19 protein-coding genes and 1 pseudogene are annotated in these 20,360 nt (G+C 70.0%); 15 read left to right on the top strand and 5 right to left on the bottom strand.

The genetic code is table 11. From position 1 onward, the window contains the following. The first annotated feature begins 71 nt into the window (after positions 1-71). The 3 genes from OHU89_RS07190 to OHU89_RS07180 are packed head-to-tail and all read left to right on the top strand — an operon-like array spanning position 72 to position 2,916. Entirely contained in the window at positions 72-245 is a 174-nt protein-coding gene (locus OHU89_RS07190; protein ID WP_266896222.1) for a hypothetical protein, read from the top strand. Then, the gene (locus OHU89_RS07185; RefSeq protein ID WP_405640974.1) at positions 242-2,296 is read left to right on the top strand and encodes a discoidin domain-containing protein; all 2,055 of its coding nucleotides are present in this window, start codon (positions 242-244) and stop codon (positions 2,294-2,296) included. Before OHU89_RS07190 ends, OHU89_RS07185 begins: the two co-directional genes overlap by 4 nt. 20 nt (positions 2,297-2,316) lie before the next feature. Continuing rightward, positions 2,317-2,916 (top strand): TetR/AcrR family transcriptional regulator, encoded by a 600-nt coding sequence (locus tag OHU89_RS07180; protein WP_405640972.1) that lies wholly within the window; start codon positions 2,317-2,319, stop codon positions 2,914-2,916. Here the strand turns inward: OHU89_RS07180 and OHU89_RS07175 are convergent. Both OHU89_RS07175 and OHU89_RS07170 read right to left on the bottom strand, forming a co-directional pair. Continuing rightward, positions 2,913-4,292, bottom strand: coding sequence for a Tat pathway signal sequence domain protein (locus OHU89_RS07175; RefSeq protein WP_405640970.1), 1,380 nt, complete (start codon positions 4,290-4,292; stop codon positions 2,913-2,915). The two genes, OHU89_RS07180 and OHU89_RS07175, sit on opposite strands and share 4 nt — an antisense overlap. Before the next feature lie 117 nt (positions 4,293-4,409). Next, positions 4,410-5,531 (bottom strand): hypothetical protein, encoded by a 1,122-nt coding sequence (locus tag OHU89_RS07170; protein ID WP_405640968.1) that lies wholly within the window; start codon positions 5,529-5,531, stop codon positions 4,410-4,412. A 128-nt stretch (positions 5,532-5,659) separates the two neighbouring features. On the opposite strand from OHU89_RS07170, the gene OHU89_RS07165 reads away from it, so the two are divergent. From OHU89_RS07165 to OHU89_RS07155, 3 genes and pseudogenes are all read left to right on the top strand, one after another. After that, positions 5,660-7,873: a TIR domain-containing protein gene (locus OHU89_RS07165; RefSeq protein WP_405640966.1), complete on the top strand. Its 2,214-nt coding sequence runs from the start codon at positions 5,660-5,662 to the stop codon at positions 7,871-7,873. Then, the gene (locus tag OHU89_RS07160; protein ID WP_405640964.1) at positions 7,870-8,184 is read left to right on the top strand and encodes a RyR domain-containing protein; all 315 of its coding nucleotides are present in this window, start codon (positions 7,870-7,872) and stop codon (positions 8,182-8,184) included. The genes OHU89_RS07165 and OHU89_RS07160 overlap by 4 nt, the downstream gene beginning before the upstream one ends. 12 nt (positions 8,185-8,196) lie before the next feature. After that, positions 8,197-8,679 (top strand): annotated as a pseudogene (locus OHU89_RS07155) (hypothetical protein); the annotation flags it as partial. 46 nt (positions 8,680-8,725) lie between these two features. Here the strand turns inward: OHU89_RS07155 and OHU89_RS07150 are convergent. Continuing rightward, positions 8,726-10,180, bottom strand: coding sequence for a glyceraldehyde-3-phosphate dehydrogenase (locus OHU89_RS07150; protein ID WP_266896232.1), 1,455 nt, complete (start codon positions 10,178-10,180; stop codon positions 8,726-8,728). Positions 10,181-10,258: 78 nt separating this feature from the next. Next, entirely contained in the window at positions 10,259-10,702 is a 444-nt protein-coding gene (locus OHU89_RS07145; protein WP_405640962.1) for a PP2C family protein-serine/threonine phosphatase, read from the bottom strand. A gap of 115 nt (positions 10,703-10,817) precedes the next feature. On the opposite strand from OHU89_RS07145, the gene OHU89_RS07140 reads away from it, so the two are divergent. The 9 genes from OHU89_RS07140 to OHU89_RS07100 all read left to right on the top strand — a co-directional run bounded on the left by OHU89_RS07140 (position 10,818) and on the right by OHU89_RS07100 (position 19,637). Beyond that, the gene (locus OHU89_RS07140; RefSeq protein WP_405640960.1) at positions 10,818-11,492 is read left to right on the top strand and encodes a hypothetical protein; all 675 of its coding nucleotides are present in this window, start codon (positions 10,818-10,820) and stop codon (positions 11,490-11,492) included. 102 nt (positions 11,493-11,594) lie between these two features. Then, positions 11,595-13,034 carry an NADP-dependent phosphogluconate dehydrogenase gene (gene gndA, locus OHU89_RS07135; protein ID WP_405640958.1) on the top strand — a complete coding sequence of 480 codons (1,440 nt, stop codon included), beginning with the start codon at positions 11,595-11,597 and terminating at the stop codon, positions 13,032-13,034. 109 nt (positions 13,035-13,143) lie between these two features. After that, positions 13,144-13,650, top strand: a complete 507-nt coding sequence (locus OHU89_RS07130; protein WP_405640956.1) for a MarR family winged helix-turn-helix transcriptional regulator — start codon at positions 13,144-13,146, stop codon at positions 13,648-13,650. A gap of 147 nt (positions 13,651-13,797) precedes the next feature. Next, positions 13,798-15,855, top strand: coding sequence for a molybdopterin cofactor-binding domain-containing protein (locus OHU89_RS07125; RefSeq protein ID WP_405654355.1), 2,058 nt, complete (start codon positions 13,798-13,800; stop codon positions 15,853-15,855). 10 nt (positions 15,856-15,865) lie between these two features. Then, positions 15,866-16,318 (top strand): (2Fe-2S)-binding protein, encoded by a 453-nt coding sequence (locus tag OHU89_RS07120; protein ID WP_405640954.1) that lies wholly within the window; start codon positions 15,866-15,868, stop codon positions 16,316-16,318. 47 nt (positions 16,319-16,365) lie between these two features. Then, positions 16,366-16,839, top strand: a complete 474-nt coding sequence (locus OHU89_RS07115) for a hypothetical protein (protein ID WP_405640953.1) — start codon at positions 16,366-16,368, stop codon at positions 16,837-16,839. 80 nt (positions 16,840-16,919) lie between these two features. Continuing rightward, complete coding sequence (locus OHU89_RS07110; protein ID WP_405640951.1) at positions 16,920-18,428, top strand: purine-cytosine permease family protein; 1,509 nt, start codon at positions 16,920-16,922, stop codon at positions 18,426-18,428. Continuing rightward, positions 18,425-18,973, top strand: coding sequence for a cysteine hydrolase family protein (locus OHU89_RS07105; RefSeq protein WP_405640949.1), 549 nt, complete (start codon positions 18,425-18,427; stop codon positions 18,971-18,973). The genes OHU89_RS07110 and OHU89_RS07105 overlap by 4 nt, the downstream gene beginning before the upstream one ends. Before the next feature lie 7 nt (positions 18,974-18,980). Further along, positions 18,981-19,637, top strand: a complete 657-nt coding sequence (locus tag OHU89_RS07100) for a hypothetical protein (protein WP_405640947.1) — start codon at positions 18,981-18,983, stop codon at positions 19,635-19,637. Positions 19,638-19,944: 307 nt separating this feature from the next. On the opposite strand, the gene tnpA is transcribed toward OHU89_RS07100, so the two are convergent. Then, on the bottom strand, positions 19,945-20,358 hold the full coding sequence (gene tnpA, locus OHU89_RS07095; protein ID WP_405640946.1) for an IS200/IS605 family transposase: 414 nt from the start codon (positions 20,356-20,358) through the stop codon (positions 19,945-19,947). Between the last annotated feature and the right edge of the window lie 2 nt (positions 20,359-20,360).

Raw genomic sequence — 20,360 nt, 5'->3', positions numbered from 1 at the left:
CCCTTCCGGAGCGCGGAGAGGCACAAGCACGAAGAGGAACAGAATCAACCAGAAGCGATCAGGCTCAAGGCATGCTCATCGACGAAAATGAACACGTCAAGACACTGCGCACGCCGGGCACTTATCAGGTCAAGCGTCCCGGACTATTGACTCGTAACTCGCCAGTAGCCATCCTCGTCGAACAGATTGCGCCGGTCATGACAAACTCATGGGGCGCCGACCGAGGGGCGTGGTATCGACCATGACTCGATGTTCGTATCGCAGGCGCAAAGACGTGACCGTCGTGTCGCTGCTCCTCTTCGTCCTGGCCATCGCCCTCGGCCCGACGCCGAGTTCGGCGGCCGCCAGCGACTGGTGGAACCCGAGCGCGCGTCCTACGCCGGACTCCCAGATCAACGTCACCGGCGAGCCGTTCACCGGCACCAACTCCGCAGGTGAGGTACGCGGGTTCGTCGACGCGCACAACCACCTGTTCTCCAACGAGGCCTTCGGCGGCCGGCTGATCTGCGGCAAGGTCTTCTCCACCGCGGGCGTCGCCGACGCGCTCAAGGACTGCCCCGAGCACTACCCGGACGGCACCCTCGCGATCTTCGACTACATCACCCACGGCGGCGACGGCAAGCACGACCCGGTCGGCTGGCCGACGTTCAAGGACTGGCCGGCGTACGACTCGATGACCCATCAGGCCAACTACTACGCCTGGATCGAGCGCGCCTGGCGCGGCGGGCAGCGGGTGCTCGTCAACGACCTCGTCACCAACGGCATGATCTGCTCCGTCTACCCGTTCAAGGACCGCAGTTGTGACGAGATGACCTCGATCAGGCTGCAGGCCAAGCTGACCTACCAGCTCCAGGACTACGTCGACGCGATGTACGGCGGCGCGGGCAAGGGCTGGTTCCGGATCGTCACCGACACCGCGCAGGCCCGCCAGGTCATCCAGCAGGGCAAACTCGCCGTGATCCTGGGCGTCGAGACCTCCGAGCCGTTCGGCTGCAAGCAGATCCTCGACATCGCGCAGTGCAGCAAGGCGGACATCGACAAGGGGCTCGACGAGCTCTACGACCTCGGTGTGCGCAGCATGTTCCTGTGTCACAAGTTCGACAACGCCCTGTGCGGCGTCCGCTTCGACGAGGGCGGCCTCGGAACGGCCATCAACGTGGGCCAGTTCCTGTCGACCGGCACCTTCTGGAAGACCGAGAAGTGCACGGGCCCCCAGCACGACAACCCCATCGGAACGGCCGCGTCCGAGGCGGAGGCGGATCTGCCGGCGGGCACCGATGTCCCGGAGTACGACGAAAACGCCCAGTGCAACGTCCGCGGGCTCACCGACCTCGGTGAGTACGCCGTCCAGGGCATGATGAAACGCAAGATGATGCTCGAGATCGACCACATGAGCGTCAAGGCGACCGGCCAGGTCCTCGACATGTTCGAGGCCGCCTCCTACCCCGGCGTGCTCTCCTCGCACAGCTGGATGGACCTCAACTGGACCGAGCGGGTCTACTCCCTCGGCGGTTTCGTCGCCCAGTACATGCACGGCTCCGAGGGCTTCAGCACGGAGGCGAAGCGGACCGACGCGCTGCGTGCCAAGTACGACGTCGGCTACGGCTACGGCACCGACTTCAACGGCATCGGTGACCATCCCGCCCCGCGCGGCGCCGACGCCACGAACAAGGTGACGTATCCCTTCAAGAGCGTCGACGGCGGCTCCGTCATCGACAAGCAGACCGTCGGCTCGCGCACCTTCGACTTCAACACGGACGGCGGCGCCAACGTCGGCCTGATCCCGGACTGGATCGAGGACATCCGGCACGTCGGCGGCCAGGACGTCGTCGACGACCTGTTCCGCGGTGCCGAGTCCTACCTCGACACCTGGGGCGCCTCCGAGCAGCACCAGGCCGGCGTCAATCTGGCCAAGGGCCGTACCGCGACCGCGAGTTCGTCCGAGTCCAACCCGTTCACCAGCTACCAGCCGGGGCGCGCCGTGGACGGCGACGGCGACAGCCGCTGGGCCAGCGACTGGAGCGACGACCAGTGGTGGCAGGTCGACCTCGGCTCCACCAACCTGGTCTCGCGCGTCACGCTCGACTGGGAGCGCGCGTACGGGAAGTCGTATCGCGTCGAACTCTCCACGGACGGCACCAACTGGCAGACCGCCTGGTCCACCACCTCCGGCGACGGCGGCCTGGACACGGCCAAGTTCGCCGGCACACCGGCCCGTTATGTTCGTGTCCACGGCCTCGACCGCGGCACCGACTGGGGATACTCGCTCCACGAGGTCGGCGTGAACAGCGCCTGACGAGCACGGGGGAGCCGCACATGGCACGGATGCCGTCGATCGAACGGCGTCGGCAGCTGACGGAGGCGGCGATCAGGGCGATGGCCCGGGACGGCGTGGCCAAGACCACGACCCGGTCCATCGCCGCCGAGGCGGGCGTCTCCCTGAGCGTCTTCCACTACTGCTTCGATTCCAAGCAGGAACTGATCGAGTCCGTCATCACCACCATCACCGACCACTATGTGATCATCGTGAAGGAGGCGCTCAAGCCCCGGGAGACCCTCGAGGAGACCGTCCGGGCGGGCTTCCAGGCGTACTGGGACCATGTGCGCGCACACCCCGACGAGCACATGCTGACCTACGAACTCACCCAGTACGCCCTGCGCGAGCCGGGGTTCGAGCAGCTGGCGCGGCGGCAGTACGAACTGTACGGCGAGCTCTACACCGAGCTCATCGAGCAGCTGTGCCAGGACATCGACTTCCGGCTCCGGGTGCCCGTCTCCGCGCTGGCCCGCTATCTGGCCGCCATGACCGACGGGCTCACCCTCAACTACCTGGTACTCGGCGACGAAGGGGCCTGGACCGACATCCTCGACACCGTCACCGCCCATATCGCGGGGCTGGTGACGGCGGAGGGCTAGGCCTTGAGCGGGTTGGACCTCGCGGCCGCCAGCAGGTACCAGGCGGTGGCGCCGGTGTGCCGGTACGGGTAGTAGCCGAATCCGAAACCGGTGTCGAGCGGGCTGCTCGCCGACACGACCCCGGACCTGGCGGCCACGCCCTTGCCGCCGAACGTCTGGTCGGCGCCCAGCAGATCCTGGGCCCGCTCGATGGAGGCGATCAGGCGCCGGGCGCGCTTCTCGTCCCCGGAGTCCTGGCGGTGGCGCAGGGCGAGCGCCAGATGGGCCGTGCCCTCGAACCACACTCCGTTGCGGTCCGGCCGGGGCTGGCCGTCGGCGATCGGGGCGCCCTCGTTGGCCAGCAGGCTCGCGGAGCTGAAGGTGACGCCCTCGTACGACTGGCCCGCGGGGACCGTGCTGTTGGGGCGCTCGGGCGTGTCCAGAACGGCCAGTTCGGTGGCGGCCCAGTCCAACGAGCGGCCGTACACGGGGGAGTTGAGGGCGAGGTGTGTCCAGGTCTGGGTGTCCTCGGGGATCGGCGACTTGTTGATCGTCGCGCCGTCGTTGGTGCCGGTGTAGAAGAAGCCCCCGTCCGGCTCCCACATCTTCTTGACGAACGCCCCGGCGGCCGCACGCCGTTCCCGCCACACCCGGTCCCCGGTGAGCCGGGCGAGCTGACCGAACAGGCCGATCAGGTCGGTGTTGTGCTCGGTCGAGGTGAACGGCAGCTTCACGTTCGCCCCGTCGACCCCGAACTTGAAACCGCCGAGCGGTTCGTCGGTGCGGCCGATGCGGTCGATCCACTCGCCGATCCGCACGGCACCGGCGAGGAAGCGGCGCTCCCCGGTCCGCCGGGCCAGCGCCGCGAGGGCGATGCCGGCCCAGGCCATGTCGCCCACGGCGGTGCCCGTGAAGCCGAACTGCCAACCCATGTTGGCCTTTCCGTCCGCCCGCACGAACCCGTCGGGCTGGAGGGTGCCGTCGTAGAAGGTGTACGGCCCCACGTTGTAGGCCTGCCGGAGTCGGCCGTCGTCGTGGTCGGGGTCGTTGGCCTGTGCGTAGAGAAGAGCGTCGCCGAGTGTTGCCGCGCGGGATCTGCCGCCCTTGGTGTCGCAGGCCAGGTTCGCCAGGATCGCGAGGGCGTTGTCGTAGGTGAACGCCGTGCTGAACAGGCCTGCCTGGTCGGTGTAGCTCTGGGCGAGGCGGATCGTGCCGTGGTCCGGGTAGGCGTCCATGGCGGCGGCGAGGAAGGCCTGGGCCCGGCTCCGGGCGGAGGCCGTGGCCCGCTCCGACGCGCGGGCGGTGCCCGAACCGGCGGCGAGGACGACCGCGGCACCGAGTCCGGTTCCGATGAGTGCGCGGCGATTGAACGCGGGGCGGCCTTGGCTGCCGGTCATGGGTCTCCTCGAATCGAAGCGGCGGGCGCGTTTGAGAGCGCTCTCAGGAGTGCGCGCTCATTCTGCTGTCGCCTCAGGTCCGGGTCAACGGCTGGGAGGGGTGGAGCAGTTGGGGTGTCAGTTCCGCGGACCGTCGCTGTTCGGGGGACGGGAGGCTCCGGGCGCCAGGGGATCGGGGGGTTGGACGGTCGGCGGGCCCGCCGCACCGGAGCGGAGCCGCTCGAAGACGAGGTCGAAGGTGAAGCCCGCGGTGAAGCCGAGCGGGATGGTGAAGAACAGCAGACGGCGTACGTCCAGGTCGTCGAGGAGAGCGGGGACGGTCAGCAGCTGGGAGGCGAAGTAGAGCAGGACGGAGACCAGCCCGGCACCCAGGCCCCGCACTGCGGCCCGCCCCCAACGCACATCGCTCTCGAAGGAGTTGCGGAGGATGGCCCCCGCGGCGGAGGCCACCAGCGGTGCGCCCACCAGGACCAGCAGATCCAGGGCGCCCGCCTGCCGCGACTGCTCGGCCGTCACCAGCGCCGCGAGAGAGGCGAGCATGCACACGGCCGCCACGGTGAGCCCCCGGGCCGAACGCCGAGCCGCCGTACGCTCTCCCTGTGCGCGCTCCGCGATGTTCTGCAGCCTGCGCTCGCGCTGCCGCAGGAGACAGGCGATCAGCCGCGCGGCGGACACCGAGGACCAGTTGTCGCCCATCAGGCGGATGTCCGAGTCGTCCGCGTCGTTGCGGACCTTGTCGAAGTTGATCCACACCTGGCCGGCGCCGCCGCCGAACGCCGCCACAGACACCAACGGCAGACGCTGTGCCAGGGCGATGATCCCGGCCACCCGGGTGGACTGGCCCCCACCCATGAGCAGCACACCGTCGCAGGTCAGGAGGGTGTGGTAGAAGGCCACCTCCCACTCGCCGCTGCTGTCGCGGAGGATCTCCATACGGACATGGGCATCCGGCGGCAGAGCGAAGTCGACATCGCTGTGGCGTGGCGGGAAGGCCGCCACCCGGCCCGGCTCCGCCTCGGTGCAGGCGTCCGCGTATCCGGCCACGACGTCCGTCTCGATGTACTCGGGGCTGCTGGAGAAGACGGCCAGATCGCAGCCGGCCCGTGCGAGTTCCCTGCCCAGCTGTCGGCAGGCCTCGGGAGCGAGATCGGCGGACCTGAGGGGATGGGTGAAGGAGCGGTGGGGGTCGGTGCTGCCGATGACGGCTATGAGCGGACGCGCGAAGTGCGGCGAAGTCATGTACCAGTCTAGGCAGTTGGCCGCTATTCTCCTCGACCGGTTCTGCTCGGTTTCACCGGATTTCTTGGCGTTCGGGGTGTAGCCGGGGGCGTGCGGGGGGATAGGTGAGCCGACGGTGGGGAGAAGTGATGGCGGGCGTCAGCCGAATACCGGCCTACTTCAGTCACAGCTACTGGGCCGAGGACCGCGAGCTGAACGAGCACTTCTGGAAACTCTTCTGGGACGAGGGCTTCACCTTCGCGGTCGACCCCAAGACGAACCCCCTGTCTCCCACCCATCTCGAACTGATGATGGATCAGAGTGCCTGTTTCGTCGGTGTGGTGACGCATCGTCAGGAAGAGCGCTGGTACCGTGCCTCGCCCTTCATGGTGTACGAACACGACTTGGCCCTGCAGGCGAGGAAGCCAAGGCTCGTGTTCATGGAGTCAGGGGTGTCGGCGGGCTTCTTTCCGGCCGCCGACGAGGAGCGCGTGGCGTTCAACCGCCGTCAACTGCCGGACGCGGACAGGGTGAAGTCCGCCATCGGACGCCTGGCCGGGCGGAGCGGGCCGGCCGATGACGCCACCCGAGGCCTCCTCGGCACGGTCGGACTGATCCTGCCCGACGACTCCGCCTACCGCGCCGCCGAACCGCACATACGGCGGGCGGTCGAGGACGTCGGATACCGGGCTCGCACGATCAGCCTGGAGTTCCGGGACTCGTTCGAGTTCCTGCTCGCCGTCGACGAATGCGACTTCATCGTGGTCGACGTCGCCTCCCCGTTCGCTGAGCCCTGGGTCTTCCCCCAGCTCAGTGGACGCTTCAGGCCTACGCTCAAGCTCATCCACGAACCCCCGGACGGCCGCTACCAACCCCAGCCGTCGAAACTGCTGAGCGGAGAGGCTCTGCGGGCGGCCGAACCGGCGGACCGTATCGCCGTCCACTGGAGCGACCCGGAGGAACTCGCGGACCGGTTACGGGACTTGGTGGCCCGGTTCTACCAACCTCGGCTGGAGTTCGAGACCTACGACGAGGGCGTCGGATACTTCCACAGCCTCGGGCGGGCGCAGGGCAGCGTCTTCTTGAGCAACGCCCGCGGCGACGACTCGCTCGCTCAACGAGTCGGCCGCAGCCTCGAACTGCACAACGTCTCGTACTTCCACTACCTGCGCCGCAACACCATCGAACTCGGCGCGGACTGGCGCAGCCAGCTGTACGCGAACGTCGCCGCGTGCCGGCTGTTCCTGCCGCTCATCAGCCAGCACTACTGGGCGAGCGAGTACTGCCGGGAGGAGTACAACATCGCCGAACGGCTGCGCGCCGACGGCCGGTTGGTGATCCTGCCCTACTTCCTGGGGCCGGGCGTGGCACGGCAGGTCACCTTCCAGGGGCGCGCCATCGGTCACCTCTCCCAGGACGAACAGGTCGCGGTCATCAGCGACGACGTGGACAACGAGTTCGTCGGGCGCCGCAGACTGGAGGAACGCGGCGGCACGCCGGGGGAGTCGGCCGCCGCGCCCGGACGCCGGTGCGACATCGCGATCGTCACGCTGCTGCCCGAGGCCCACGACGCACTGCGCCGGCATCTGGAGAGCTCCGGCTCGCTCACCGAGACCGAGCGGCACGGCACCGGATGCGAGTGGATCCGTACGAGCATCGAAGCGGTGGGCCGCAGCAGTGCCTACGAGGTGGTCGTGGCACAGCCCTGCGGCGGCCCGGACGGCGTCGCCAACGCCGTCGCCGCCACGATCGAGGAGCACCAGCCCGAGACGGTGGTCTTCGTCGGAGCCTGCTGGGGCATCGCGCCCGACCTCGTGCCGGGCGACGTGGTGATCTCCAACCGGCTGTACGGCTACGCGTATGACGAGCTGGAACAGACCTGTCTGCCGCGAACCGACCGCAGTCACCTGGCGCACGAGGGGGTGGCCGCGCTCGGCGACAGCATGCGCCTCAACTACACGTACTGGACCGAGAGGATCTTCGAGCGGCCACCAGGCGGCCCCCGGAGCGACAGCCCGCGTGTCGTGGTCGGCCCCGTCGCCTCGGGTGACGCCGCCGTCGACGGCAGCGGGGACCCGGCCCTGCGCCCGGTGCTCGTGGAGTGGCCCGGGCTCGCGGCCGTCGAGCTCGGCGGTGCGAACGCGGCACGTGCCGTCACCCAGGCCCGCAGGGCGGGCCGGACCCAGGTGTCGTTCTCGATGGTGTGCGCGGTGGCCGGAACCGCGACCGACGGCATCTCCGTCAACTCGGCCCGTCCGGAACAGGAGAAGCCCTGGAAGCAGTACGCGGCCGACGTCGCCGCCACCCTGGTCGTGGAAGCGATCCGGTTGGCCTGGCCCAGCCCGCCCAGGCGAGCGGGATGAGGCGACGGGCCAGGCGGCAGCCCTGGACGCCCCCACCCCCCAGCACTCTGGACGTGAAGCTTCCCGACAGCCTGCACGCCCTGATCGAGATCCTCGCGGAGGAGGCCCACGACAACTGGGCCCGCCAACGTCTGTCCGAGGGCTGGCGGTACGGCCGCCGTCTGAGCCGTCGCAGGAAGACCCACCCGTTGCTGGTCCCGTACTGCGAACTGACCCATGAGCAACAGGAGGCGGACCGTGTGGTCGCCATGGGCTCGCTGAAGGTGATCCTCCGCCACGGCTACACGCTCCAGGAGCCCGCCGACCGCTGAGAGGGGTGCTCCATGACGACGATCGCGGTGACCGGGCACATCGACCTCACGGCGGAGACCGCCGTCCTGGTGCGCGCGGCCCTGGACGAGCTCCTGCGGCGTCACGCCGGCGACGGAGAGCTGGTCGGGGTCTCCTGTCTCGCCAGGGGTGCCGACACGCTGTTCGCGGAGGCCGTGCTCGCCGTCGGCGGACGGCTGGCCGTCGTCATCCCCTCCCGGGACTACCGCCGCGCCCGGGTGCGGCCCGACCACGCACCCGTGTTCGACCACCTGGTCAAGGCCGCCGAGGACGTGGTCGTTCTGCCGATCGAGACCGCCGGCCGAAAGGCCTACGAGGCGGCGAACAGCGTTCTCGTCGAACGTGCCGACCGGCTCGTGGCCGTATGGGACGGCACTCCGCCCACCGGCAGAGGAGGCGGTACCGCCGACACGGTGCTCGAGGCCCGGGCGGCGGGCGTCCCCGTCGACGTGGTGTGGCCGGAGGGATCCGCCCGCAGCCGCCGGGAGCGCCGCGAGGGCGCCGCCGACGGGTGCGCCGGGATCAGACCGCCGTCGCCGGGAAGGTCGGGTACTCCACCCCGGAGACGTGCTGGACGACCCGGATGACCTGGCAGGAGTAGCCGAACTCGTTGTCGTACCAGAGGTAGAGGATCGCGTTGTCGCCGTCGACCTTGGTGGCGCCGGCGTCGACGATCGAGGCGTGGCGGGAGCCGACGAAGTCCATGGAGACGGCGTCGGGGGCCGTGGTGAAGTCGATCTGGCGCTTCAGCGGCGAGTTCAGGGAGACGTCCCGGAGGTAGTCGAGGACCTCCTCGCGGCTGGTCTCACGGCCCAGGCGCAGGCTGAGGATCGCGATCGACACGTCCGGCACGGGCACCCGGATCGAGCTGCCGGTGATCGGCGCCTTGAGGTCGGGCAGTGCCTTGGCGACGGCCGAGGCGGCACCCGTCTCGGTGATCACCATGTTGAGCGGCGCCGAGCGGCCGCGACGGTCGGCCTTGTGGTAATTGTCCAGCAGGTTCTGGTCGTTGGTGAACGAGTGCACCGTCTCCACGTGGCCGCGCAGCACACCGTACTCGTCGTCCATGGCCTTCAGCGGCGGCACGATCGCGTTGGTGGTGCAGGACGCGCAGGACAGGATCTGCTCGTCCGGCTTCACGCTGTCGTGGTTGACGCCGTGCACGATGTTCGGGACGTCGCCCTTGCCCGGCGCGGTCAGGACGACCTTGTCGATGCCGGGGCGCAGGTGCTTGGACAGACCCTCGCGGTCACGCCACTTGCCGGTGTTGTCGATGAGGATGGCGTTCTTGATGCCGTGCGCCGTGTAGTCGACCTCGGACGGGTCGTTCGCGTAGATGACCTTGATCGCGTTGCCGTTGGCGGTGATCGTGTCGGTGGCCTCGTCGACGGTGATCGTGCCCTGGAACTGACCGTGGATCGAGTCGCGGCGCAGCAGCGAGGCGCGCTTGACGAGATCCTCGGAGGCCCGCCCGCCGCCCCCGCGCACGACGATGGCGCGCAGCCGCAGTCCGTTGCCGGAGCCGGACTTCTCGATCAGCAGCCGGGCGACGAGCCGGCCGATGCGGCCGAAGCCGTACAGGACGACGTCACGGCCCTCGCCGCGCTCGATCTTGTTGGCGCCGGTGGCGCCGGCGACGGCCTCCGCGGTGAACGCCTCGACCGACAGACCGCGGTCGTCGGCGCGGTAGGTCGCGGCGAGCATGCCGATGTCGATCTGGGACGGGCCCAGGTCGAGGGTGGTGAGTGTCTGAAGGAAGGGCAGCGTCTCGACGACCGACAGCTCCTCGCCGGCGATCTGCCGGGCGAAGCGGTGGGTCTTGAGGATGCTGACCACCGACTTGTTCACCAGGGAGCGGCTGTGCAGCAGAACGGTGACGTCCCGCTCGCGGTGCAGCTTCCCGATGATCGGGATCATCGACTCCGCGATCTCCTCGCGAGTCTTCCAATTGGTGAACGAGTCCTCATTGACAGTCACAGATCTATCTCTCGATCGAGCTAGGCGGCGCTCATATGCTAACCCCATGGTCGTTTGGCCCCTCGAACGGGGTCGCCACTAGGAGCTGCGCAGCATGCCGTCGGTGACCGGCAGGGGTGCCCCGGCGAGTTCGGGCCGGCACAGGACCAGGGTCAGGTCGTCGGCGGGGAGCCGTCCGATGTGGGCGGTCAGCCGGGCGTGGAGGGCGTCGAGAGCCTGCTCGGGGAGCGGGTCGCGCAGGGTGTGGGCCGCCTCGTCGAGAAGACGGAAGGGTGTGCCGTCGCGGTCGCGGGCCTCGGTGAGGCCGTCGGTGTAGAAGAGGATCCGGTCGCCGTCGTCCAGGCGGTGACGGTACTGGGACGGCCTTGGCCCCAGACCGAGCGGGGGCGCCGACTCGCCGGGTTCCAGCAGGTCGAGACCGGCCCCGACCCGCAGCGGGGCCGGGTGGCCGCAGTTGACGAGCCGGAGCTCGCCGGGCGCGAACTCGGCGAGCACGACGGTGACGAAGTCCTCGGGTCCCAACTCGGGACCGAGGCGCGCGTCCAGGTCGGCGGCGAGGCGGGGGAGATGCGGAGCGAGGGGGCGAGTCGCGGAAGGCGGCGAGGGTGGCCGCGGCGAGCCGCAGGGAGCCCAGGTCGTGGCCGCGGACGTCGCCGACCAGGAGACGCAGTCCGTACGGCGTCACGGCGACGTCGTACACATCGCCGCCGAGGTCGGACTCGCGGGTGGCGGAGTGGTAGCGGGTGCACACGAGGGTGTCGGCGAGGGTCGCGGAGACAGGGCGGAGAAGGGCGCCCTGGGTGGCACGGGCCACCTCCCGGGAGCGGTTCAGTGTGGTCCGCAGAGCAGCGTGCCGCCGGGCGCCCTGTATGGCGAGTACGCAGCCCAGGAACAGCCCGGACCACCGTACGGCGAAGTCGGGAGCGAGGAGATCGCCCTCCGTCGCACCGAGCACCAGGCCGAGGAGCAGGGCGACGCCGCAGACCAGAGCGGTGGGGCGGGCGCCGAGCCGCGCACTGGCCAGGAACGGGCCGACGAGCAGCAGCGCGACGAGCTGGTCGACCGTGTCGAACAGCAGGTCCAGTGCCGTGACCAGCAGACACGCACCCAGCGACGGCAACAGTGCCAACGGTGTACGGCAGGACGGCGGCCGGCGTCCCGTGCCGCGGGTGGTCGTCATGTGCGTCTCTCCATCAAGACCTCAGGCCATGAACGTCGCCACTGTTCCGCCCCGGCCGCGAGGCTCATGCGAAGTGATCGCAACACGCTCCAAAGTGAGCAGGAACTTACGTTTCCGTCCACGGTGGCGTAAGCCTCCCGAGCCGGCATCGAGAAGACCGGGCCTCCCACGCGTATCTGCGGGCAAGGGGCCGCGCGCTCCGGGACCACGCCATCGATCCAAGGGACGGACCTCATGAACGCAAGCGCAGCCATCGGCGTCACCGGACTGGGCGTGATGGGCCGCAACCTGGCGCGGAACTTCGCCCGCCACGGGGTCGCCGTCGCCGTCCACAACCGGTCCGCAGGCCGCACCCGCGCGCTCGTCGAGGAGTTCGGCCACGAGGGCAGTTTCGTCCCGGCCGAGTCGCCCGAGGAGTTCGTCGCCGCGCTCGAGCGCCCGCGCCGGCTGATCATCATGGTGCAGGCGGGCGCCGCCACCGACGCGGTCGTCGAGGAGTTCGCCCCGCTCCTGGAGCCCGGCGACATGATCGTCGACGGCGGCAACGCCCACTACGCCGACACCCGGCGCCGCGAGGCCGCCCTGCGCGCACGCGGTATCCACTTCGTCGGCACCGGCATCTCCGGTGGCGAGGAGGGCGCGCTCCACGGTCCGTCGATCATGGTGGGCGGGTCGGAGGAGTCGTACAGCCTGCTCGGCCCGCTGTTCGAGACGATCAGCGCCAAGGTCGACGGCGAGCCGTGCGCCGCCCATATCGGCACCGACGGCGCCGGGCACTTCGTGAAGATGGTCCACAACGGCATCGAGTACGCCGACATGCAGCTCATCGCCGAGGCGTACGACCTGCTGCGCCAGGTCGCCGGATACACCCCGGCCGAGATCGCGGGCGTCTTCCGCCGGTGGAACGAGGGCCGGCTCGGCTCCTACCTCATCGAGATCACCGCCGAGGTCCTCGCCCACACCGACCCGGCCACCGGCGCGCCCTTCGTCGACATCGTCGCCGACGCCGCCGGACAGAAGGGCACCGGCCGCTGGACCGTACAGACCGCCCTCGACCTGGCCTCCCCGGTCACCGCCGTCGCCCAGGCCACCTTCGCCCGCGCCGCCTCCGGCCAGGGCGAACTGCGCGCCGCCTACCGGGGCCTGCCCGGCGGCACCACACCCCCGCTCAGCCGCACCGAGGCCGAGCGCTTCACCTCGCAGGTGGAGCAGGCGCTGTACGCCTCGAAGGTCGTCGCCTACGACCAGGGCTGGACGATGATCCAGGACGCGGCCGCCGAGTACGGCTGGAAGATCGACCTCGGCTCGGTCGCCCGGATCTGGCGAGGCGGCTGCATCATCCGCGCCTCCTTCCTCGACCGCATCCGCGCCGCCTACGCCGCCGACCAGGATCTGGTGAGCCTGCTCGGCGAGATGGAGTTCGCCATGGAGATCACCGACGCGCAGGTGCCCTGGCGCGAGACGGTGGCCTCCGCCGCCCGCCGCGGCATTCCCGTGCCCGCGATCTCCGCGGCCCTCGCCCACTACGACACCCTGCGCGCCGACCGCCTCCCCGCCGCGCTGCTCCAGGGCCAGCGCGACTACTTCGGCGCCCACACCTACCGGCGCACGGACCGGCCCGGCACCTTCCACACCCACTGGGCGGCGGCGGGGAGGCCTGAGACGTCGGAGTGACGGGAGAGCCCCCGGCCGCGTGTCGCATTCCTGCCGGGGGCCTCACATCGCCGTGGCGGGACTCGTGTTTCGTTTTAACGTTCAAACGAAAACCCGATAAGGTGTAACCATGTCCACGACGCCACGCTGGCTCAACGCCGAGGAGCGACGGGCCTGGCTCGCCTACATCGACTTCTCCACGCTGCTCAATGACCATCTGAACCGCCAGCTGCGGCGTGACGCCGGTATGACGCACGCCGACTACAGCCTGCTGGCCCACCTCTCCTCCGCTCCCGACCAGGCCCTCGGCATGTCCGAGCTCGCCCAGCGCCTCAAGATCACCCGCAGCCGGCTCACGCATGCCGTGAACCGGCTGCGCGAGGCAGGTCTCGTGGACCGGCGCGAGGATCCGGCCGACGGGCGCGGGCAGCTCGCGGTGCTGACGGACAGAGGGCAGTCCCTGCTGGAGGAGATCGCGCCCGGCCATGTGGAGGCCGTACGCCGGGCCGTCTTCGACGCGCTCACCCCTGAGCAGGTGTGTCAGTTCGCCGAGATCGGGGAAGCGGTGAGTGACGCGTTGCACCGGGCGGAGGCCGCGGAGACGGACCCGACGGTGCTGCCCTGGCGTCGCCGGTAGGCGCTCAAGCCGGGGGCCGCCCCGCCCACTTGCCCAGGACCGACCCCGGCCACACGCAACCTCACCTCCCTCCACGCCCTCCTATCAGGCACACACAGGCCGTCCACAGAGGAGTGCGCGTTGGCAGAGCTGTCCCGCCGCAGATTCATGGTCTACACACTCGCCGCGTCCACCCTCACCGTCGCCGCACCTCTCGGCTGCGACGCCTCGGAGGCGGAAGGAGCCACGCGCCCGCGCTCCGACACCGTCGTGACCGGCACCGACGACGAGATGCTCGTCCTGGAGGTCACCCGGGAGAACAAGGTCGTCGTACGGCTGCCGCGCGTCGAGGTCGGCCAGGGTGTCACCACCGCGGTCGCCATGATGATCGCCGAGGAGCTCGACGCCCGACTCGTCGACGTCGACATCCCGCTCGCCGACGCCCGCCGCCGGGGCAACCAGTTCACCGGCGGCTCCAGCTCGGTGAGTTCGCTCTACGACCCCGCCCGCAACCTCGCCGCCACGGCTCGCGCCCGCCTGATCACCGCGGCCGCCCAGCGCTGGCGCCTGCCCCCGCGGGTGCTGCGTACCCGGGACACCATGGTCGTCGCCCCGGACGGACGCAAGGCCACCTTCGGATCGCTGACCGAGACCGCCGCACGGATACGCCGGCCGCGTGTGTCCAGCAAGCCCAAACCGGCGTCCCGGCACCGGGTGATCGGGAAGCCGACGACGCGGATCGACGCACGGGACATCGTCACGGGCCGGGCCCAGTACACCGGGGACCTGACGGCCGCCGGGGCGAAGCCGACCGTGGTGGCCCGGCCGCCCACGCTCGGCGGGAAGGTCGTCTCGGTCGACGACCGCGCGGCCCGCGCCCTGCCCGGGGTCCTCGAAGTCGTCAGGGTTGCCGGGGGAGTCGCCGTCGTCGCGGACTCCTTCCACCACGCCTTCAAGGCCCGGGACGCCCTGAAGATCACCTGGAAGGCGGGGCCGCTCGCGGGAGTGTCCGACGCCCAGATCCGCTCCCGGCTCAAGGCCGCCGTCCCCGCGCTCGGCAGTCCGCCGCGCGGATCGACGCAGATCGAGGCCCGGTTCGAGTTCGCGTTCGTCAGCCACGCCCCGATGGAGGTGCTGACCGCCGTCGCCGACGTACGGGCCCACCGCGCCGAGATCTGGTTCTCCTCCCAGACACCCATGGACGCGCGCGAGAGCATCGCCCAGGCGGTCGGGCTGCCCGGGTCCGCCGTCAAGGTCCATGTGGTGCGGGGAGGGGGCTCGTTCGGACGCCGGCTGAACCACGACGCGGCGATCGAGGCGGCCCTCATCTCCAAGGCGGCGGGCCGCCCGGTGAAGCTGATGTGGAGCCGCGCCGACGACATCCGGCACGGCCGGATGCGCCCGGCCACCCAGCACCGGATCCGGGCCAGCCACGCTCAGGGCAGAGTCGTGGCCTTCGCCCACGCGACGGCCTCGGTGAGCGAGTCGTACAGCGGGATCACCACCGCCTCCTTCCGCGCGGCCGCCCCGCTGCCCAGCGACAGCGGCCTCTACAACTTCGGGAAGCTGTCCGGGGATTCGGGCTCGGTCGAGCTGGCCGCGATACCCCTCGGCGCCTGGCGTTCCGTGGACTCCGGGACGGTGCGGACGGCCGAGGAGATCGTCGTCGACGAGATCGCCCGGGGCCTGTCCAGGGACCCGGTCGCCTTCCGTCGTACGACACTCAGGAGCAAGGCCGTCAAAGCGGTGCTCGACAAGGTCGCGGCCGCCGGGCACTGGGGCCGCACCATGCCCGCGGGGCAGGCCCAGGGGGTGGCCGTCCACGAGGAGTACGGCTCCTGCGTGGCCTGCCTGGTCGAGATCGACGCCGCCGATCCGAAGAACCCCCGGGTGACCAAGGTGGTGATGGCCGCCGACGTCGGCACGGCCGTCAACCCGCGCGGCCTGGAGGCCCAGCTCATGGGCACGGCGATCGACGGGATCTCCACGGTCCTGCGGGCCGGCCTCCACATCGACAAGGGCGCCGTCCGCGAGGACAGCTACGCCGACTTCCGCTACGCCCGGCAGCGGCACGCCCCGCTCCACTTCGAGGCGCACATCCTGCCCACCGGCGGAGAGCCGGGCGGGGCGGGCGAACTCGGTGTCCCGGCGGCGGCCGGCGCCGTCGCGAACGCGTACGCCCGCGCGACAGGTACCAAGCCCCGCCGCTTCCCGATCAACTTCTGAGAAGGTGCAGATGCCGTCCTACTCCTTCGTCCTCAACGGCAAGCCCGTCACCGTCGAGGCCCCCGCCGACATGCCCCTGCTGTGGGTACTGCGCGATCTGCTGCACGTCACCGGCCCCAAGTACGGCTGTGGCGTCGGTGTCTGCCGCGCCTGCACCAGCCACCTCGACGGTGAGGAGATACAGCCCTGTGTCGTGCCCGTCGCAGACTGCGCGGAGCGGAACGTCACCACCATCGAGGGCCTCGCCGACGGAGACATCCTGCACCCCGTCCAGAAGGCCTGGCTGGAGTGCGACGTCTCCCAGTGCGGCTTCTGCCAGCCGGGCCAGATCATGGCCGCCGCCGCTCTGTTGAAGAAGACGTCCCAGCCCACCGACGCCGACATCGACCGCATCGAGAACGTCTGCCGCTGCGGCACGTACTCCCGCATCCGCGAGGCGATCAAGAAGGCGGCCGACGCCTGACCTCGTGACCAACCCCAGGATGCGGTCGTTCCGGTTGCATGATCCACATGAAGCGCGGACTCACCACGGCCGCCCTGGTGTTCGCCGGACTCGCGGGCCTCGTCGCCCCCGCCGCCCACGCCACCGACAACGTCCCCTGTCACAGCCCCACCACCAGGGACCTGACCGACCCCCTGAGCGGCCGCCTCTGGCCGCGCACGCAGGTCAGGTTCTGCAACCTCACCCGCGGCCATGTGCCGGTGTACGCGAACCGCTCGCCCGGCGCCGCCGTCGTCGGCCACCTCGAACAGGGCGGCGCCGCCAACTGGTTCGTCACCGAGATGCGGGGCGAGACCTTCCGTGACGGATCCGCAGAGAACCACTGGTGGGGCAGCACCCTGGCGGACAACGGCCGCTGGGGCTGGGTGCCCGAGGTCTACTTCGCGGGCGGCGAGAACAACGAGGACGACGCGGGCCTGCTGATGCCCGGCGGCTACACCTGCGCCAACACCTGCCCGCCGCTGCCCTTCTGGGCGAGGTGACGCGGGGCACCGGGGTGCTTGACGCCCCGGTGCCACCCACTTAGCGTCACCTCGACACGTACGGACCAGGGAGGACGACGATGACGGACGCCCAGGACTCCCTCGACCCTCTCGGTCACCTCGACAACAGAGCCAGACAGCTCCAGGTGGAGACGCACGGCCTCGACGTGATCGGCGACGCCGAGCGCAAGGGCACACCGCGGACGCTGTTCTGGCCCTGGTTCGGCGCCAACGTCTCCGTGCTGGGGCTGAGTTACGGGGCCTTCGTGCTCGGCTTCGGCATCTCCTTCTGGCAGGCGCTGGTCGCCGGGATCATCGGCATCGTCTTCTCCTTCCTGCTGTGCGGCTTCGTCGCCGTCGCCGGCAAACGCGGCTCGGCCCCGACGATGGTCCTCAGCCGGGCCGCCTACGGGGTGCGCGGCAACCGTCTCCCCTCGGTGATCTCCTGGGTGCTCACCGTCGGCTGGGAGACCGTCCTGTGCGCCCTCGCCACCATGGCCACCGCGACCGTCTTCGGCCGGCTCGGCTGGGGCGGCGGCACCGGGACACAGGTGGTCGCCCTGATCGTGGTCGCCGGACTCACCGTCGTCGGCGGAGTGATGGGCTTCGACCTGATCATGCGGCTCCAGACCGTGATCACCGTGGTCACGGGCGTGCTCACGATCGTCTACATCGCCCTTGTCGCGGACCACATCCACTGGAGCACCGTCAGCGCCGTCCCGGCGGGCTCCGCACAGGAGTTCATCGGCGCGCTCGTCTTCATGATGACCGGCTTCGGCCTCGGCTGGGTCAACGCCGCCGCCGACTACTCCCGCTATCTCCCCCGCACCTCGTCGAGCCGCGGTGTGATCGGCTGGACCACCTTCGGCGCCTCCGTGGCCCCGCTCCTGCTGCTGGTCTTCGGACTGCTGCTCGCCGGGTCCTCCAGCACCCTCAACGAGGCCGTCGCCGCCGACCCCATCGGTGCACTGACCACGATCCTGCCCACCTGGTTCCTCGTCCCGTTCGCCGTCGTGGCCGTACTCGGCCTGGTCGGCGGCGCGGTCCTCGACATCTACTCGTCCGGACTCGCCCTGCTGTCGGCGGGCATCAGGATCCCCCGCTACCTCGCCGCGCTCGTCGACGGCGTCCTGATGATCGCCGGCGCCATCTACATCGTCTTCTTCGCCGACGACTTCCTCGGCCAGTTCATGGGCTTCCTCACCACCCTCGGCGTCCCCATCGCCGCCTGGTGCGGCATCATGCTCGCCGACCTGCTGCTGCGCCGCCGCGACTACGACGAGGGCGACCTCTACCGCCCGCACGGCCGCTACGGCGACCTCGCCCTCACCCCGCTGCTCCTCACCCTCGCCGCCACCGCGCTCGGCTGGGGCCTGGTCACCAACTCGGCCGCGAGCTGGCTGGAGTGGCAGGGCTACCTCCTGGACCCGGTCGGTCTCGGCGGCAAGTCCGGCTCCTGGGCGTACGCCAACCTCGGCGTCCTCGTGGCCCTCGCACTCGGCTTCCTCGGCACCCTCGCCCTGCGCCGCGGCCACGTCCGGGAGCAGGAGGCGCGGGACCCGAGCCCGGCGGAGGTACCCGCCGTATGACGACCGGCCGCCTGACCGTCATCGACATGCAGCACGTCTTCGCCGACCCGGACAGCCCCTGGGCCACGCCGCGATTCGCGCAGGCCGCGGAAGGCGTACGACGCCTGCTGCCGGCCTTCGAGGACCGGGCCACCTTCACCCGCTTCCTGGCCCCCGACCGCCCCACCGGCGCCTGGCGCGCCTACTACGAGCAGTGGCCCTTCGCCCTGCAACCCCCGCACGCGCCCCTGTGGCGGCTGACGGACGAGTTCGCCGCCGAGGCGCACCACGTGCTGGACGCCCCGACCTTCGGCAAGTGGACGCCCGAACTCGCCTCCCTGGTCGGCCCGGAGGGCCGTCTGGTCCTCGCCGGAGTCAGCACCGACTGCTGTGTGCTGTCCACGGCGCTCGCTGCCGCCGATGCCGGAGTCGAGGTCGTGGTCGTCGCCGACGCCTGCGCCGGCGCGGACGACGATTCGCACGCCAAGGCGCTGTACGTCATGGACCTTTACCGGCCGCTGATCAGGGTGACCACGGTCGCGGAGCTTCTCGACAGGGCAGAGTGAGACAAGAGTGACCGCTCCCGGAACCGTCGTGACCGCCGATGAGATCCACGCGTATCTGGTCCGGCAGTTGAACCGTGCCCTGCGGCACCCCGAGGGGTTCGGGGGCGAGTTGGCGCTCTTGCTGCTGTGCGACCACCTCCTGTTCACGGAAGGCCGGCCCGACGCCTGGCGTGAGGCTTCGGAACGGCTGCGGGAGAGCGGTGCCTGGACCGCCATCGGGGCCAGGGGCGCGTACCGTGAACTGATCCGGGGCGACGACTCGTCCGGCATGGCCTCGGTGCACGCGGAGTTCGCCCATCGGCGTGGCTGGCTCGCGACGGACCGGGTCCTCGACGCCCGCACGCACCAGGCCCTTCTGGGCAGGGTCCGCCAGTGGGCAGGGGACGACCGGGTGTGGGCGGATGTCCTCGCCGAGTTCGGTGCGCCCTCGGTGCTGCTCGGCGATGACGACCCGCGCTACGGCAAGACGCTCGGGTACGTCAGCGAGGACCCCGACCGGCCGATCGTCTTCTTCCACCTCTGGAACGGAAGCCTGGACGAGGGCGCCCCCGTGGGGAACCGGGCGTATCCGGAACCGGTTCTGTGGGCTGTGCGCTTCGGCGACGGACCGTTCCGCGAGAGCTTCACCTTCACTCCCGAGGGACGGCGACTCCAGCCCTCCTGATCCTCGCCCTCCACCATGACCTCTCTGTACAGAATCCTTTACGTGGCTGTCATGTCCCTGTAGCTTCCGCGAAGCCGCAAGAACTTTCAGGAACTTGCCGGTTCTTCTTGCAAGAGCCCGCCTTCCGGCCCGTATTGGAGTCGCCATGAGATCCGCACCCCCACGCCTGCCAAGACGCCCCCTCGTGGCGTTCGTGGCGGCGACCGGGCTGCTCGGACTGCTGTCCGCAGTGCCGGCTAGCGCGGATGGTGTGTTCCTTACCCGTGGCGGGGAGCGTCGCGGCCGTCCCCGCGGAGCCGGGCGATGCTCACACGGGCCGGTTCTGCTGTTCGTACTGCTTGACCACGGAGAGCAGGGCGCCGCCGACGGTGCCGGCGAAGTAGGAACCGGACCACAGCTTGTTGGCCCGCCGGTAGCGGCGTACCAGGTCGGGGAATTCCTGGCGCAGGCGGCGGGAGGAGACTCCCTTGAGGGAGTTGACGAGCTTGGTGACGGCGGCCTTGGGCGGGAAGTTCACCAGGAGGTGGACGTGGTTGGTCTCACTGTTGAACTCCACCAGCTCGCACGCGAAGTCCGCGCACACCGACCGCATGATCTCCTCCATCCGCCTCAGATGAGCATCCGTGAACACCTTATGCCGGAATTTTGTCACGAAGACCAAGTGCATATGCATCACGAAAGCACAGTGCCGACCTGTTCTGATCTTCTGCATATCGCCCATAA

This window comes from Streptomyces sp. NBC_00019, assembly GCF_045041015.1.
Classification (GTDB): Bacteria; Actinomycetota; Actinomycetes; order Streptomycetales; family Streptomycetaceae; genus Streptomyces.
This window is presented reverse-complemented; position numbering and strand designations above follow the sequence as displayed.

Coding starts and splice junctions, on each gene's coding strand:
- OHU89_RS07190 (WP_266896222.1), top strand. CDS start 72: ATGCTCATCGACGAAAATGAACACGTCAAGACACTGCGCACGCCGGGC.
- OHU89_RS07185 (WP_405640974.1), top strand. CDS start 242: ATGACTCGATGTTCGTATCGCAGGCGCAAAGACGTGACCGTCGTGTCG.
- OHU89_RS07180 (WP_405640972.1), top strand. CDS start 2,317: ATGGCACGGATGCCGTCGATCGAACGGCGTCGGCAGCTGACGGAGGCG.
- OHU89_RS07175 (WP_405640970.1), bottom strand. CDS start 4,292: ATGACCGGCAGCCAAGGCCGCCCCGCGTTCAATCGCCGCGCACTCATC.
- OHU89_RS07170 (WP_405640968.1), bottom strand. CDS start 5,531: ATGACTTCGCCGCACTTCGCGCGTCCGCTCATAGCCGTCATCGGCAGC.
- OHU89_RS07165 (WP_405640966.1), top strand. CDS start 5,660: ATGGCGGGCGTCAGCCGAATACCGGCCTACTTCAGTCACAGCTACTGG.
- OHU89_RS07160 (WP_405640964.1), top strand. CDS start 7,870: ATGAGGCGACGGGCCAGGCGGCAGCCCTGGACGCCCCCACCCCCCAGC.
- gndA (WP_405640958.1), top strand. CDS start 11,595: ATGAACGCAAGCGCAGCCATCGGCGTCACCGGACTGGGCGTGATGGGC.
- OHU89_RS07130 (WP_405640956.1), top strand. CDS start 13,144: ATGTCCACGACGCCACGCTGGCTCAACGCCGAGGAGCGACGGGCCTGG.
- OHU89_RS07125 (WP_405654355.1), top strand. CDS start 13,798: ATGGTCTACACACTCGCCGCGTCCACCCTCACCGTCGCCGCACCTCTC.
- OHU89_RS07120 (WP_405640954.1), top strand. CDS start 15,866: ATGCCGTCCTACTCCTTCGTCCTCAACGGCAAGCCCGTCACCGTCGAG.
- OHU89_RS07115 (WP_405640953.1), top strand. CDS start 16,366: ATGAAGCGCGGACTCACCACGGCCGCCCTGGTGTTCGCCGGACTCGCG.
- OHU89_RS07110 (WP_405640951.1), top strand. CDS start 16,920: ATGACGGACGCCCAGGACTCCCTCGACCCTCTCGGTCACCTCGACAAC.
- OHU89_RS07105 (WP_405640949.1), top strand. CDS start 18,425: ATGACGACCGGCCGCCTGACCGTCATCGACATGCAGCACGTCTTCGCC.
- tnpA (WP_405640946.1), bottom strand. CDS start 20,358: ATGGGCGATATGCAGAAGATCAGAACAGGTCGGCACTGTGCTTTCGTG.